This is a genomic window from Streptomyces sp. NPDC057428 (assembly GCF_042803195.1).
GTDB lineage: Bacteria > Actinomycetota > Actinomycetes > Streptomycetales > Streptomycetaceae > Streptomyces.
Genome location: NZ_JBHVCT010000120.1, coordinates 1 through 14,039 on the forward strand (window position 1 = coordinate 1; position 14,039 = coordinate 14,039).

The window sequence follows — 14,039 nt, forward strand, 5'->3', positions numbered from 1 at the left end:
TGGGATCGGTCACCAACCTCCATGGCCAGAACAACTAGGACCGTATCGGCGCCGGCCGCGGCCCCGCGGGGCCGCGGCCGGAACGGGCGATCCGGGTCAGCGGGCGGCGAAGGCCGGATCGCTGGTGCTCTCGTGGCCGCTCTCCACGTGGGCGGCCACGCGGCGCACGAAGGTGCGGTCGTGGTCGGCGGTCACGGTCAGGTCGTACCAGCCATGGGTACGCCCGGTCTCGGCCGCGTGCACCACGTGAGCACCGGGGCGCAACCGGTAGGTGGCCGGCTTGTGCTTGCCGTACTCGTCCTCGACGGTGAGCGTAATGGTGCTGTGGCCGTCGTTGGTCAGTACCAGACGCACGGCGCCGCCCTTACCGTCGTGGCGGACGCCGACCTCGGGACCCGCCACAGTGGCCCGGCCCGCGAACCGGCGCAGGAATCCGTTGGGGCCGTGCACGGTGAAGTCGTAGGCACCGTGGGAATCCGGGGAGACCTTCCAGACCCCGGGGAGCGAGTGCCCCGAGCCGACGGTGTACGTCCACGGGCCGGAGGCGTCCGTCGTGGAGGTGACCAGGAAGCCGGCGCCGGCCTTTCCGTGGGAGGCGAAGTCGATCCGCAGCGAGCCCGCGGCGCCGATCTTGCCGTCGGCCACGAGGTCGTACGGAATGGGCCGGGCAGGGCGCAGGCCCTGCTCCTGGCGGGGCAGCGCGCCCTTGGCCGGCGGCGTCGGCACGTAGTCGGGGTGCCGGTCGCCGTCGGGCGGCAGATAGCCGGTGGTGTCGGGCAGGTGCGGCTTGCGACTGTCCTTGTGCCCGAAGTCGAACGCCGTGGTCAAGTCGCCGCAGACGGCTCGGCGCCAGGGGGTGATGTGAGGCTCCGTCACACCGAAGCGGCGCTCCATGAACTGGATGATCGAGGTGTGGTCGAAGGTCTGGGAGCAGACATAGCCGCCCTTGCTCCAGGGCGACACCACGAACATCGGGACCCGCTGGCCCAGGCCGTACGTCCCCGCCGTGCGGCTGCCGTCGCCCGCGTACAGATCGCCGCTGACGTCGACGGTGGACTTGCCCTGGGCCGCCGAGCCGGCCGGGAAGGGCGGCACGACGTGGTCGAAGAAGCCGTCGTTCTCGTCGTAGGTGATGAAGAGCGCCGTCCTGCTCCATACCTCGGGGTTGGAGGTGAGCGCGTCCAGGACCTGCGAGATGTACCAGGCGCCGTAATTGGAGGGCCAGTTCGGGTGCTCGGTGAAGGCCTCGGGCGCGACGATCCACGAGACCTCGGGCAGCTTGCCGGTCTTCACGTCGGCACGGAGGATGTCGAAGAAGCCCTCACCCTTGCGCGCGTCGGTCCCGGTGCGGGCCTTGTCGAACAGCGGGTCGCCGGGCTTGGCGTTGCGGTACTGGTCGAAGTACAGCAGCGAGTTGTCGCCGTAGTTGCCTCGGTAGGCGTCCCCGATCCAGCCCCAGCTTCCGTCCGCGTCCAGGCCGTCGCCGATGTCCTGGTAGATCTTCCAGGAGACGCCGGCGCTCTCCAGGCGCTCCGGGTAGGTGGTCCAGGAGTAGCCGGCCTCGTCGTTACCGAGGACCGGGCCTCCGCCCTTGCCGTCGTTGCCGGTATAACCCGTCCACATGTAGTAGCGGTTCGGGTCGGTGGAGCCCATGAACGAGCAGTGGTAGGCGTCGCAGACCGTGAAGGCGTCGGCGAGCGCGTAGTGGAACGGAATGTCCTCACGGGTCAGGTGCGCCATCGTGGTGGCGGACTTGGCCGGGATCCACTTGTCGTACTTGCCCTTGTTGAAGGCGGCCTGGGTGTCGTTCCAGCCGTGCGGCAGGTCCTCCAGGAAGGCCAGGCCGAGGTCCTTGGCGTCCGGGTGGAAGGGCAGGGTCTCCTTGGTGCCGTCCGACTGGTGCCAGACGGGCTTGCCGCTCGGCAGCGTCACCGGGTGCGGGTCCCCGAAGCCCCGGACACCGCGCAGGGTGCCGAGGTAGTGGTCGAAGGAACGATTCTCCTGCATCAGGACGACGACGTGCTCGATGTCCTTGATGGAGCCCGTCCTGCGGTGCGCCGGTATCTCAGCGGCGCGAGCGATGCTGGTGGAGAGAGCGGACAGAGCGGCGGTGCCGCCCGCGAGTTGCATGAATCGTCTGCGGTCAATGGCGTTCATGAAGGGCATGTCTCCCGGAAGATCTTTGGCCCGTAAGGCGTACGGCAGCCAAGCTTGCCCAACTTGTTCAAACAAGTGGCGGCGGAGAAGCGAACCCTTCGAGAAGCCTGTCCCACCTGGCGTGACCGGCGGCAGAACTGACAGGGTCCCTGGAGGAGCCGACGGAGGGCGCCGGTAGGCCTCGCACCGTTGGCGCCGCCACGACAGCACCGGCCGCAGCGCGCGGCGCTCCCCTCTCCCCCACGGGCACGGTCGGGACCGTGGAGTCGGGACAGGTCACCTGCAGCACTTCGATGCCTTCGGCGGCGAGCCGCCGGCGGACGGGTTGGGGCACGGCTCCTGCAGCGTGTGCGCATGCCGGGCGTCGCAGGGCATCAGGGTGTTCCGGCCGTGCCTGAGCCCCGCAGGTCGATATCCGCCGCGATTCAGGCCCGGCGGCCACCGTCCTCCTTGACGGGACTCGCCGGACTCGCGCCCGGGCCGGCCTGACGGGCCAGCGCGTTGTTGCCTATCGAGTTGCGGACGCTGAAGCTCACCGCGTCGGAGCGGTACCGGTCGTCGGACGACTCGACCGGGCGGCCCTCGCGAGTGGTCGTGACCCGGCGCACCCGCAGCAGCGGACTCGTCCGGCGCACATCCAGCAGTTCGGCGTCCTGCGCGCCCGCCGCGACCGCGTCGATCAGATGCTCGCCGTACGCGAAGACCAACCCCGTCTCCGCCAGCAGCCGTTGCGTCACCGACGGACAGTCCACCTCGATGCGCTCCACGTCCGGGGCGATCCAGTCCGCGTAGACCGTCCGTTCCAGCAGCACCGGTTCCCCGTCAAGGCCGCGCAGCCGCAGGACGTGGAGCACCGGCACGCCGACGGGCAGCTGGAGACGTGCCGAGTCCTGGGCGGTCGTGGGGCGGTACTCCGAGGAGACCACCCGACCCGTCGCCGTGCGGCCCATCGCGCGCGCCCACTGGGCGAAGCTGCGCAGCTCGGCGAAGCTTTGATTGCGGCGACTGGCGAGCACCACCCGCCGCGCGCCCTGCCGGGACCCGATCAGCCCCTCCGACGTCAGGGCGGCGACCGCCTGGCGGACCGTGCCACGCGAGACGCCGTAGCGTGCAGCGAGCTCTGTCTCCGGAAGCAGCCGGCTGCCCACCGCGTACTCCTCGCGATCGATCGCCCGGCGCAACTCCTCCGCGATCTCCTCATGTCGGGCTGCCATGGTCCCCTCCCGTGGTGTGCGCAGTGTGCAGGTGCACCAGCGTAGACGAGACGGGAAGGAGACCGCTCTCCTGAAAAGTATCCGTCGAATGTCCAGAAAGATGGGGGTCGGAGTTGCCCCCTCGTTCACCGAGGCGACATGAAGGACGTGCCTACTGTGGTCGACTTGTTCAAACAAGTCTTCTGTCGAGCCCCTGCGGAGATTCCGTCCGGGGCGCCATTCCAGGAGAGATCGTGACCGTGTCACTGCCCAGGATCGCCGTCCTCACCGGCGGCCTCGTCGTCGCAGCACTCAGTCTCAGCGCCTGTGGCGCAGCCACCAGCCAGTCCGCTGCCACTCCCGACGGCACGAAGGCCGCCACCGCAACCTCCGCGACGGACTTCGGCGGCATGGACGGCCTCGTCGCCGCGGCAAAGAAAGAGGGCACGCTGCACGCGATGGCTCTGCCCCGCGACTGGGCCAACTATGGCGCACTGATAGACGGCTTCACCAAGAAGTACGGCATCAAGATCGAGGTCGAGAACCCCGACGGCAGCAGCCAGGACGAGATCAACGCGGTCACCTCGCGCAAGGGCCAGGACCGCGCCCCCGACGTGCTGGACCTGGGCAGCTCGTTCGCGCTGAGCGGGGCCCGGCAAGGACTGTTCGCGTCGTACAAGGTCGCCTCGTACGACGACATCCCGACCGCGCAGAAGGACCCGCAGGCGCGCTGGTACAACGACTACGGCGGCTACGTCTCCATCGGCTGCGACGCCAAGCGCGTCAAGCACTGCCCCACCACCTTCAAGGACCTGCTCAAGCCCGAGTACAAGGGCCAGGTCGCGCTCAACGGCAACCCGACCAAGTCCGGCTCCGCGTTCGGCGGCGTCTACGCGGCGGCCCTGGCGAACGGCGGCTCCCTCGACGAGATCCAGCCGGGACTGGATTTCTTCGCCAAGTTGAAGCAGAACGGCAACTACACGCCGGTCGAGTCGACCCCGGCCACCGTCGAGAAGGGCGAGACGCCGATCAGCATCGACTGGGATTACCTCAACGCCGGCTACGCCGACGAGTTCAAGGGCAAGGGAGTCGACTGGAAGGTCTCCGTCCCCTCCGACGGTCAGTACGCCCAGTACTACTCGCAGGCCATCGCCAAGGACGCACCGCATCCCGCCGCCGCCCGCCTGTGGCAGGAGTACCTGTACGGCGTCGAGGGCCAGAACCTCTGGCTCAAGGGCTACGCCCGCCCGGTACTGATGCCCGCCATGGAACAGGCCGGGACGGTCGACAAGGTCGCCGCCGCCAAGCTGCCCGAGGTCTCCGGCACGGCCACGTTCCCGACCGAGGCCCAGCAGACCAAGGCCAAGGGCATCATCGCCCAGGGCTGGGGCAAGGCCGTCTCGGGATGACCTCCGGCATGACTGTCGCTTCCGCGCCGACCGGAGTCGGCGCTGCGCCCGGCGGTGCATCCTCCGGTCGGCGGCGTCCGCGCGCCGAGTGGCTCGCCGTCGTACCGTTGCTCGTCTTCGTGGCGGTCGCCTTCGGGATCCCGGCCCTGGCCATGCTGAACGGCGCCTTCACCGTCAAGGACCCGGCCACCGGCGCCGCGTCCTACACCACCGCCAACCTGACCGCGTCGTTGCACGGCGCCTATCTGACGGCGCTCCTGGGCAGCGTCAAGTTGTCCGCCGTCTCGGCGGCCATCGGTATGCTCCTCGGGCTGCTGCTCGCTCAGGCCGTCGTGGTCTCCCGCTTCCGCGCACTGCGCGAGGCCGTACTCACCGCCTCCGGGGTACTCGCGAACTTCGGCGGTGTCCCGCTCGCCTTCGCCTTCGTCGCGACGCTCGGCAACTCCGGCGTCCTCACACGCCGTCTGGGCCTCGCCGACACGGGCTGGACCCTTTACAGCTTCTGGGGTCTGACCCTCACCTACCTCTATTTCCTGATCCCTCTGATGGTCCTCACCATCACGCCCGCCCTCGACGGACTGCGTTCCCAGTGGCGCGAAGCCGCACAGAACAACCGCGCCACGCATGCCCAGTACTGGCGGCACGTCGCCCTGCCGGTGCTCGCGCCGTCACTGCTCGGCGGCCTGGTACTCCTGTTCGGTAGTGCGTTCGCCGCCTACGCCACCGCCGCGGCGATGGTGGGCAGCTCGGTCCCGCTGGTCACCCTGCAGATCGCCGACGCCATTTCCGGCAATGTCCTGGTCGGCCAGGAGAACGTGGCGCTGGCACTCAGCCTCGACATGGTCGTCGTCGCGGGCCTGGTGATGGCCGTGTACCTGCCCCTGCAACGACGGAGCGCGCGATGGCTCGCCTGAACACCACCTTCCGCCCCTGGCGGGCCGCGGTCCTCGCCATCGCCGCGCTGTACTTCCTGGTCCCGCTGGCAGCCTCCGTCGTGTTCACGGTCGACGTGCCGGGTCAGGGCCTGAACCTCGATGCGTATACGCGGATCCTCGGCACCGACGGCTTCCTGCCCAGCCTGCTGCTCTCCCTCGAACTCGCCGCCGCCACGATCGCCGTCGTTCTGCTGCTGATGGTGCCTGCCATGGTCGCGCTGCGGCTCGGCGCACCCCGGCTGCGGCCCGTCGTCGAAGTCGTCTGCTCACTGCCGCTGATCGTCCCGCCGATCGCGTTCGTCGCCGGGATCGGAACAGTCCTCAAGTGGGGTCCCGAGTACCTCTCGGCGACGCCGCTCTTCCAGACGTTCGTGGCGCTCCAGAACCCGGACTTCCCGATCGTCCTCGTTCTCGCATACGTCGTGATGGCTCTGCCGTTCGTCCACCGTGCGCTCGACGCGGGGCTGCGCGCGGTCGACGTGCGCACGCTCGTCGAGGCCGCCCGCAGCTGCGGTGCGGGCTGGCCGCAGGCCCTCGTCCGCGCGGTACTGCCGAATCTGCGCGGCGCGCTGCTGAACGCGGCCTTCCTCACGCTGGCACTCGTGCTGGGCGAGTTCACCGTCGCCCAGCTCCTCGGCTTCCAGCCATTCGCCGTCTGGATCTACAGCATCGGCGGCTCACAGGCGCAGATGTCCGTCGCCGTGTCCGTGCTCAGCCTCTTCATGACCTGGGCACTCCTCCTGGCGGTCGCCACCCTCGGCGGACGCCGCGCCTCCTCCCGTACCGCCTCCCAGGGATGACCCCCACCATGACGATCACCACGCTGGAGACTGCCGCCACGACCGGCGCCGCAACCGTCGAGTTCCGCGGTATGCGGCGCACGTTCGGCACGACCGTCGCCCTGGACGGCCTCGACCTGACCGCGCGACCCGGTGAACTCCTCGCCCTGCTCGGCCCGTCCGGCTGCGGCAAAACCACCGCACTGCGCGTGCTCGCCGGGTTCGAACACCCCGACTCCGGCGACGTACTCGTCGACGGCGAGGACATGACCCGAGTGCCGGCCCACCGCCGCGACGCCGGGATGGTCTTCCAGTCGTACAGCCTCTTCCCGCACCTCAGCGCGCTCGACAACGTCGCGTTCGGCATGCGCATGCGCAAGGTTCGAACGGCCGAGCGGCGGGCCCGCGCCGCCGAACTGCTGGAGCTGGTCGGCCTCGGGCACACGGGCGACCGCTACCCGCACCAGCTTTCCGGCGGGCAGCAGCAGCGCATCGCGCTCGCCCGCGCGCTCGCACTGCGCCCACGGGTCCTGTTGCTCGACGAACCGCTGTCCGCGCTCGACGCCAAGGTCCGGCTGACGCTCCGCGAGGAGATCCGCCGTCTGCAGCAGGAACTCGCCATCACCACACTGTTCGTGACTCATGATCAGGAAGAGGCACTGTCGATGGCCGACCGGGTCGCCGTGATGCGCGCGGGACGGCTGGAGCAGTGCGCGGCCCCCGCCGAGCTGTACGCGCGGCCCACCACTGCGTTCGTCGCCGAGTTCGTCGGCACCATGAGCCGGATCCCAGGCGTCCTCAGTGCCGACCGCACGACGGTGGAGGTCATGGGACGACGGCTGCCCGTGGAGGGCGAGCCGGGCGGGGGCAGCGAAGTCGACGTTCTCGTACGGCCCGAGGCCGTCCGTCTCACCGCGGACGACACCGGCAACGCGCAGGTCGTCGCCACCGCCTTCCTCGGCGCGGCCACCCGTGTAACCGTCCGCCTCGCCGACGGCACCGGGATCAAGGCCGACCTGCAGACACACGAGGCAGCGGCACTCGCCCCGGGCAGCGACGTGACCGTAGCCCTCCCGGACCGGCCGGTGTTGGTCGCGGCGCGCCGCGACTGACCCCCCGGCGTCCACCGTTTCCACATGCTCGCAGGACGGCTGAGGGCGTGCCGCCCTGCAGTACGTCAGTACCGCACTCGCTGACCCGCCGAAAGAGACCTCTGTGACGCTCCCCCGCACCACCCCCGTCCAGCCACCCGTGCTCGGAGCCGTGCTCTTCGACATGGACGGCACCCTCGTGGACACCGAGCAGCTGTGGTGGGCCGCCGTCGACCAGGTGGCCGCCGGACGGGGGTACGTGCTCACCGCAGCCGACCAGCCAGATGTACTGGGCCGCCCGGTGGAGCACACGGCGAAGGTGCTGAGCCGAGCCGCGGGCGCGCCGGTCGACGCGGTCGCCGCTGAACTCCACCGAGAGTTCGCCTCCCGGGTGCGCGCCGATGTCGTGCCGCGCCCCGGCGCTGTTGAACTGCTCGTAGCGCTGCACGGCGCGGGCGTTCCCACCGCCCTTGTCACCGCCTCGCCTCGGCACGTGGCCGACACCGTCGTGAAGGCCCTGGAGTCGTTGGGCGCGGGCCGGTTCACCACCACGGTCACCGCCGACGACACGCTCCGCACCAAACCCGACCCCGACCCCTACCTCGCCGCCTGCCAGGACCTGGGGGTGGCTCCGGCCGCCTGCGTGGCCGTGGAGGACACTCCCACGGGTGTCGCCTCCGCGGAGGCGGCGGGCTGCCACGTCCTCGCGGTCCCGTCCGTCGCACCGATCGAACCTGCCGCCCGGCGCACGGTTCTCGGGAGTCTGGAAGAGGCGTCCCCAGACCTGCTGAGTGCTCTGGTGCGCGCCGAAGTGCCGGGGTCGCGTGCGCTCAGCGAACCGCAGCCGGCCCAGGGGACGCACATCGTGGCCGGCCCGGTGGCGGAACCCGCCCCTCACCCCTCACAAGGAGCGGTCATGCCCCGCCGGCGCACCCTCGGCCCGGGAGCGTAACGAGGCCTTGGACCCCGAAGGTCGGTGAGTCTGACGGAAGCCGCCCCCCGGCCGGCGGGGGGGGGAGCCGGTCGGGGGGCGGAGTTCTGTGCGGGGCGCCCGCGTGGGCGCCCCGGGGCCGTCAGCCCTGGTGGGGGTAGGTGTAGTCGGTCGGCGGGACCAGCGTCTCCTTGATGGCGCGGGTCAGCGTCCAGCGCTGCAGGTTCTGCGGGGCACCCGCCTTGTCGTTGGTGCCCGAGCCACGGCCGCCACCGAAGGGCTGCTGCCCGACGACCGCACCGGTCGACTTGTCGTTGATGTAGAAGTTGCCCGCCGCGTAGCGGAGCTTGTCCATCGTGTACGCGGCCGCCGCACGGTCGTTGGAGATGACCGCGCCGGTCAGCGCGTAGTCGGAGACGGACTCCATCTGCTCCAGCATGGCGTCGTACTTCTCGTCCTCGTAGACGTGGACGGCGAGGATCGGTCCGAAGTACTCCGTGGTGAAGACCTCGTTGGCCGGGTCGTCGCACACGATGACGGTCGGGCGCACGAAGTAGCCGACGGAGTCGTCGTACGTACCGCCCGCGACGATCGTGCAGGTCGGGTCGGCCGCGGCGCGGTCGATCGCGGCCTTGTTCTTCGCGAAGGCACGCGCGTCGATGACGGCGCCCATGAAGTGCGACAGGTCGGTGACGTCACCCATGGTGATGCCGTCGACCTCGGCCGCGAACTCCTCCTTGAAACCGGAGTTCCAGATGGAGGCCGGGACGTACGCGCGGGAGGAGGCGGAGCACTTCTGGCCCTGGTACTCGAACGAGCCACGGGTCAGCGCGGTCTTCAGGACGGCGCGGTCGGCGCTCGGGTGCGCGACGACGAAGTCCTTGCCGCCCGTCTCGCCGACCAGCCGCGGGTAGGTGCGGTAGTTCTCGATGTTGTTGCCGACCGTCTTCCACAGGTGCTGGAAGGTGGGGGTCGAGCCGGTGAAGTGGACACCCGCCAGGTCGCGGTGGTTCAGCGCCACCTCGGAGACGGCGATGCCGTCGCCGGTGACCAGGTTGATGACGCCCTTGGGCAGCCCGGCCTCCTCCAGGAGCTGCATCAGCAGCACGGCGGCGTGGGTCTGCGTCGGGGACGGCTTCCAGACCACCACGTTGCCCATGAGGGCGGGGGCGGTGGGCAGGTTGGCCGCGATGGCCGAGAAGTTGAACGGCGTGATCGCGTAGACGAAGCCCTCGAGCGGCCGGTGGTCCATGCGGTTCCACACGCCCGGGGAGTTCGCCGGGGGCTGCTCCGCGAGGATCTGGCGCGCGTAGTGCACGTTGAAGCGCCAGAAGTCGACCAGCTCGCAGGGGCAGTCGATCTCGGCCTGCTGGGCGGTCTTGCCCTGGCCGAGCATCGTGGAGGCGGCCAGCGTCTCGCGCCAGGGACCGGCCAGCAGCTCGGCCGCACGCAGGATGATCGCCGCGCGGTCGTCGAAGGACATCGCGCGCCAGGCCGGAGCGGCGGCGAGGGCCGCGTCGACGGCGTCCTGGGCGTCCTGCTCGGTGGCACCGGCGAAGGTGCCGATGACGGCCTTGTGGTTGTGCGGCTGCACGACGTCGACGCGCTCGCCGCCGCCCATGCGCTTCTCGCCGCCGATGGTCATCGGCAGGTCGATCGGGTTCTCGGAGAGCTCCTTGAGCTTCGCCTCCAGACGGGCGCGCTCCGGGGTGCCGGGGGCGTAGGAGTGGACCGGCTCGTTGACCGGCGCGGGGACCTGGGTGACAGCGTCCATGAGTGCCTTGTCTCCTTGGTTGAGGTGGGTGGTCGGCCGGGCAGGTCGGCCCTGGTTCAGCCTGGGTAATCAGCCCTGTGGTCCGAACCCTCGGTTCAGCCCTTGGTGAGGACGGAGCGGCCGAAGAACAGCAGGTTGGCCGGCTTCTCCGCGAGGCGGCGCATGAAGTAGCCGTACCAGTCGGTGCCGTACGCCGTGTAGACGCGCATCCGGTGGCCCTCGGCCGCGAGCCGGACGTGCTCCTCGCTACGGATGCCGTACAGCATCTGGAACTCGTACTCGTCCAGTTTGCGCCCGGCCTGGCGCGCGAGCTCCTGGCCGATGGCGATGAGACGGGGATCGTGCGAGCCGATCATCGGGTAGCCCTCGCCCAGCATCAGGGTCTTCAGGATGCGGACGTACGCCTTGTCGATCTCCGGCTTGTTCTGATACGCGACGGAGGCGGGCTCCTTGTAGGCGCCCTTCACCAGGCGTACCCGGCTGCCCTCGGCCGCCAGGCGGCGCGCGTCGGCCTCCGTGCGGAACAGGTACGACTGGATCACGCAACCGGTCTGCGGGAAGTCCTTCCGCAGCTCCGTGTGGATGGCGAACATCGAGTCGAGGGTGGTGTGGTCCTCGGCGTCCAGCGTGACCGTGGTGCCGATCGCGGCCGCGGCCTCGACGACGGGCCGGACGTTGGCGAGCGCCAGCTCGTGGCCGCCGTCCAGCGACTGGCCGAACATCGACAGCTTGACGGACATCTCGGCCCGGACGCCGAGCCCGAGCTCCTTCAGGCGGCCGACGAGCTCCAGGTAGGCGTCACGCGCGGCGGCGGCCTGCTCGGGGGTGGTGATGTCCTCACCCACGACGTCGAGGGTGACCTCGAGACCCTTGCCGGCGGCGTCCTGGACGACCGTCACGACCTGGTCGACGGTCTCGCCCGCGATGAAGCGGTCGACGACCTGCTTGGTGCCGGGCGCGGCCGAGATGAAACGACGCATGGCGTCGCTGCGGGACGCGGCGAGAATCACGGGACCCAGCACAGGGCACCTCCACGGAGTACGAAAGGGGCCGAACCGGCGGCGATGTGTACGGACCGGGACGGCACGGAGAACCAAGGTGAAATCTAGGGATCACTGCGGACCCCTGCCATCGACACCTGTCACGCATCCGTGTACTCGATCTCAGACATATGTCTGAAGAGGTGCGAGAATGGCCGGGTGAAGGGCGATTACCAGGAGCTGGTCGACGAGATCTCCACGCTGCTCGGCGCACCGGCGACCCTGGAGAACCGTGACTTCGTGCTGGTCGCCTTCGGCGCCCACGACAGCGACGACGACACCGCCATGGACCCCGTCCGTACGCGCTCCATCCTGACCCGCCGCTCCACCCCGGCGGTCCGCGCCTGGTTCGAGGGCTTCGGCATCACCCGGGCGACGGGCCCGGTCCGCATTCCGGCCGCGCCGGAGGCCGGGGTCTTCCGGGACCGGATCTGCCTCCCGGTACGCCATCGGGGTGTCGTGCTGGGCTACGTCTGGCTGCTGGACGCCGATCCGGGGCCTGCCGACGGGCAGCTCGCGGCGGCGATGGACGTGGCGGCCCGGATCGGCGCACTGCTCGCCGACGAGGAGCGGGCCGGCTCCGACCTCTCGCGGGAGTTCGGTGCGGTGCTCGTCGCGGCGCGCGGCTGGCAGCGTGACATGGCGGTGGCGGCGCTGCGAGACGCGCTGGGGGCCGACGCGGACGGGCTGCACACGGTGGTGTGCGTGACGCCGTGGCCGGACGAGACCCCGTCGGCCCGTACGGTGCCGTCGGCCGCGGCCCTCGCCGCGGTGCCCGGAGCCGGCGACCCTGCCCTCGCGGCCCTGGTGCGACTGCGCTCCGCCGACGCCCTCGACCCGGCGGCGAAGGCCGCGGACCGGCTGCGCGCCGCCGCGGGGCCGTCCGCGACCGGCGGCCTGGCGGCCGCGCGCCGAGGTCTGGCGGAACTGGCCGACTCCTGGCGCGAGGCACTGTCCGCCGCCCGGGCCGCCGCGGCGGAGTCCCGCTACGGTCCGGTCGCCGACTGGTCGGCCATCGGCCCGTACCGCCTCCTGGCCGCCCTCCCCCGCACCGAGGACAGCGGACCGGACCACACAGTCCGCACCCTGCTGTCCCCTCCCCACGCCGAACTGGCCCGCACCGCCGAGGTGTTCCTCGACCTCGCGGGACAGGCGAGCCGGACCGCCACCGCGCTGGGCATCCACCGCCAGACGCTCTACTACCGCCTCGCCCGGGTCCAGCAGCTCACCGGCCTGGACCTGAACGACGGCGAGGACCGGCTGCTGCTGCACATGGCACTGAAACAGGCCCGGCTGTGAGCACGTGCAGGTGCCGCGACCAAGCGCGCACTGTCGTGAGATGCGCACTGAATGGGCAATTCCAAGGATCTGTGCGCACTGACTCCGCAGGGTAACTAACTGTTGCAGGAAGGAGTGAGGATCTGCACCGGGCTGTGCAGGAGACCGAGGCGGAGTGGCAACCGCAGGTCAGAGCACAGGCCAGGCAGCGCGCGGCGTCCTCGGGCGGGCTGTTCATCTCCTGCCGGGCGTACTTCGGCATCGGCTCGGAGGGCACCTCGGACGCGGGCCGGGTGCGGGACATCACCGTCGTCGTCACCCCCTCCCACGCGGCCACCATCACCGCCGCGCAGGAGGACGGTGCGCCGGCGCAGGTGAGCTGGGAGGTGTACGCGTCGAGAAGTAGCTTCAGCCGCTGGGTACACAATTGCCCTGGTGTTCGTGATCAAGCGGTGATTGAGAGCGGCGTTGAGTACATCAGAGGGTGCTTACTCGGGCGGCTGGGGTGGGAACGTGGAACGGCGGCAGTACGTGGAGAGATGCTCAGAGCTCTTCGCAGTGGGTGGCTACGAGGCTGTGAGAGCTGCGGCAGAGGCGGGGCTCAAGGAGTGCGGACCGGATCCGGTTCTCTTCCGCTGGCTCGGACAGGCACATGCCGCGGCAGACGAAGATGACCTGACCGTGAGGCTGAGGCTGCGTATCGCAATGGCCTCGCACTAGCAGCGGACGATCTCGGACTCTTGGTGTCGTACTTGGAGCTGTGCCTTCGCTCGGACTCTTTCGAATACCCGGGGCGGGCGCGCCGTGCGGTGGCTCTGCAGGAAAAGATCGAAGAGCTGGCCCCGCCCGGGTCAGCCGAGCGCGAGCGAGTCGATGATGCGACGGGCTGGGCCGGACGGGGCTATTGGGACGACCTGAATGTAGCCGCTGCTCAAGGGCAAGCTCAGCAGGCAGCCAAAGCGGAGCAGAGCGTGCTGGTGACCGACGCGCTACGGCGAGCCGCCCGTGGCGAGTCCGGTGAGGACACAGGTGAAGACCTCCGGGCCGCTGAACTTGCTGCGGCGGTTGAGCTGTTGCAGGGGGCCCGGAACGCACCACTGCGCCTGCTTCTCGCGCACCGGGTCGAAGCGTACGTGCTGACGTTCGTGGCATCGTTCGGCCTGAACAAGGCACTGGTGTGGAGTGGAGTGCTGGACTTCAGCCTGTGGGGCTGGTTGTTCTGGGCTCCCATGCTCGTTGCCGAAGCCAAGCTCCGCCAGGCCAAGAAGCTGGGACGGGAGCGCGTGATCGCGCGCATACAGGCACGCCATGACGAGATGCACCTGCCCTAAAGCCCCGCCTGTTGAAAGCGAGCACGGTCAGCGGGAACGTCCGGCCCCTCGTCCGGGCCGTTGCGCACCCGCCCGCACGTACGACTGCGCCCGGCGGACAGGTCTCGCTCTGTCCGCCGGG

At 70.0% G+C, this 14,039-nt stretch carries 10 protein-coding genes and 1 pseudogene; 7 read left to right on the plus strand and 4 right to left on the minus strand.

Translation table 11 applies throughout. From position 1 onward, the window contains the following. Positions 1–96 precede the first annotated feature (96 nt). Both ACFU5K_RS28945 and ACFU5K_RS28950 read right to left on the minus strand, forming a co-directional pair. Positions 97–2,157 (minus strand): phosphocholine-specific phospholipase C, encoded by a 2,061-nt coding sequence (locus tag ACFU5K_RS28945; RefSeq protein ID WP_384066833.1) that lies wholly within the window; start codon positions 2,155–2,157, stop codon positions 97–99. A 425-nt stretch (positions 2,158–2,582) separates the two neighbouring features. Next, positions 2,583–3,371 (minus strand): GntR family transcriptional regulator, encoded by a 789-nt coding sequence (locus ACFU5K_RS28950; protein WP_384066834.1) that lies wholly within the window; start codon positions 3,369–3,371, stop codon positions 2,583–2,585. Positions 3,372–3,604: 233 nt separating this feature from the next. On the opposite strand from ACFU5K_RS28950, the gene ACFU5K_RS28955 reads away from it, so the two are divergent. The 5 genes and pseudogenes from ACFU5K_RS28955 to ACFU5K_RS28975 all read left to right on the plus strand — a co-directional run. Further along, positions 3,605–4,759, plus strand: coding sequence for an ABC transporter substrate-binding protein (locus tag ACFU5K_RS28955; RefSeq protein ID WP_384066836.1), 1,155 nt, complete (start codon positions 3,605–3,607; stop codon positions 4,757–4,759). After that, positions 4,756–5,673: an ABC transporter permease gene (locus tag ACFU5K_RS28960; RefSeq protein ID WP_384066838.1), complete on the plus strand. Its 918-nt coding sequence runs from the start codon at positions 4,756–4,758 to the stop codon at positions 5,671–5,673. The genes ACFU5K_RS28955 and ACFU5K_RS28960 overlap by 4 nt, the downstream gene beginning before the upstream one ends. Further along, positions 5,661–6,494: an ABC transporter permease gene (locus tag ACFU5K_RS28965; protein ID WP_384066840.1), complete on the plus strand. Its 834-nt coding sequence runs from the start codon at positions 5,661–5,663 to the stop codon at positions 6,492–6,494. Before ACFU5K_RS28960 ends, ACFU5K_RS28965 begins: the two co-directional genes overlap by 13 nt. 8 nt (positions 6,495–6,502) lie before the next feature. After that, positions 6,503–7,585, plus strand: a complete 1,083-nt coding sequence (locus ACFU5K_RS28970; protein WP_384066842.1) for an ABC transporter ATP-binding protein — start codon at positions 6,503–6,505, stop codon at positions 7,583–7,585. Positions 7,586–7,688: 103 nt separating this feature from the next. After that, positions 7,689–8,381: pseudogene (locus ACFU5K_RS28975) on the plus strand (HAD family hydrolase); the annotation flags it as partial. Positions 8,382–8,637: 256 nt separating this feature from the next. Here ACFU5K_RS28975 and pruA read toward each other — a convergent pair. Then, a complete protein-coding gene (gene pruA, locus ACFU5K_RS28980) occupies positions 8,638–10,269 on the minus strand; it encodes an L-glutamate gamma-semialdehyde dehydrogenase (RefSeq protein WP_384066844.1) in 1,632 nt (543 codons plus the stop codon). Between the two features lie 95 nt (positions 10,270–10,364). Further along, positions 10,365–11,291 carry a proline dehydrogenase family protein gene (locus ACFU5K_RS28985; RefSeq protein WP_384066846.1) on the minus strand — a complete coding sequence of 309 codons (927 nt, stop codon included), beginning with the start codon at positions 11,289–11,291 and terminating at the stop codon, positions 10,365–10,367. A gap of 177 nt (positions 11,292–11,468) precedes the next feature. On the opposite strand from ACFU5K_RS28985, the gene ACFU5K_RS28990 reads away from it, so the two are divergent. Together ACFU5K_RS28990 and ACFU5K_RS28995 are read left to right on the plus strand one after the other, a co-directional pair. Then, entirely contained in the window at positions 11,469–12,608 is a 1,140-nt protein-coding gene (locus ACFU5K_RS28990; RefSeq protein WP_384066848.1) for a PucR family transcriptional regulator, read from the plus strand. A 788-nt stretch (positions 12,609–13,396) separates the two neighbouring features. Continuing rightward, the gene (locus ACFU5K_RS28995; RefSeq protein WP_384066850.1) at positions 13,397–13,918 is read left to right on the plus strand and encodes a hypothetical protein; all 522 of its coding nucleotides are present in this window, start codon (positions 13,397–13,399) and stop codon (positions 13,916–13,918) included. Positions 13,919–14,039: the final 121 nt, after the last annotated feature.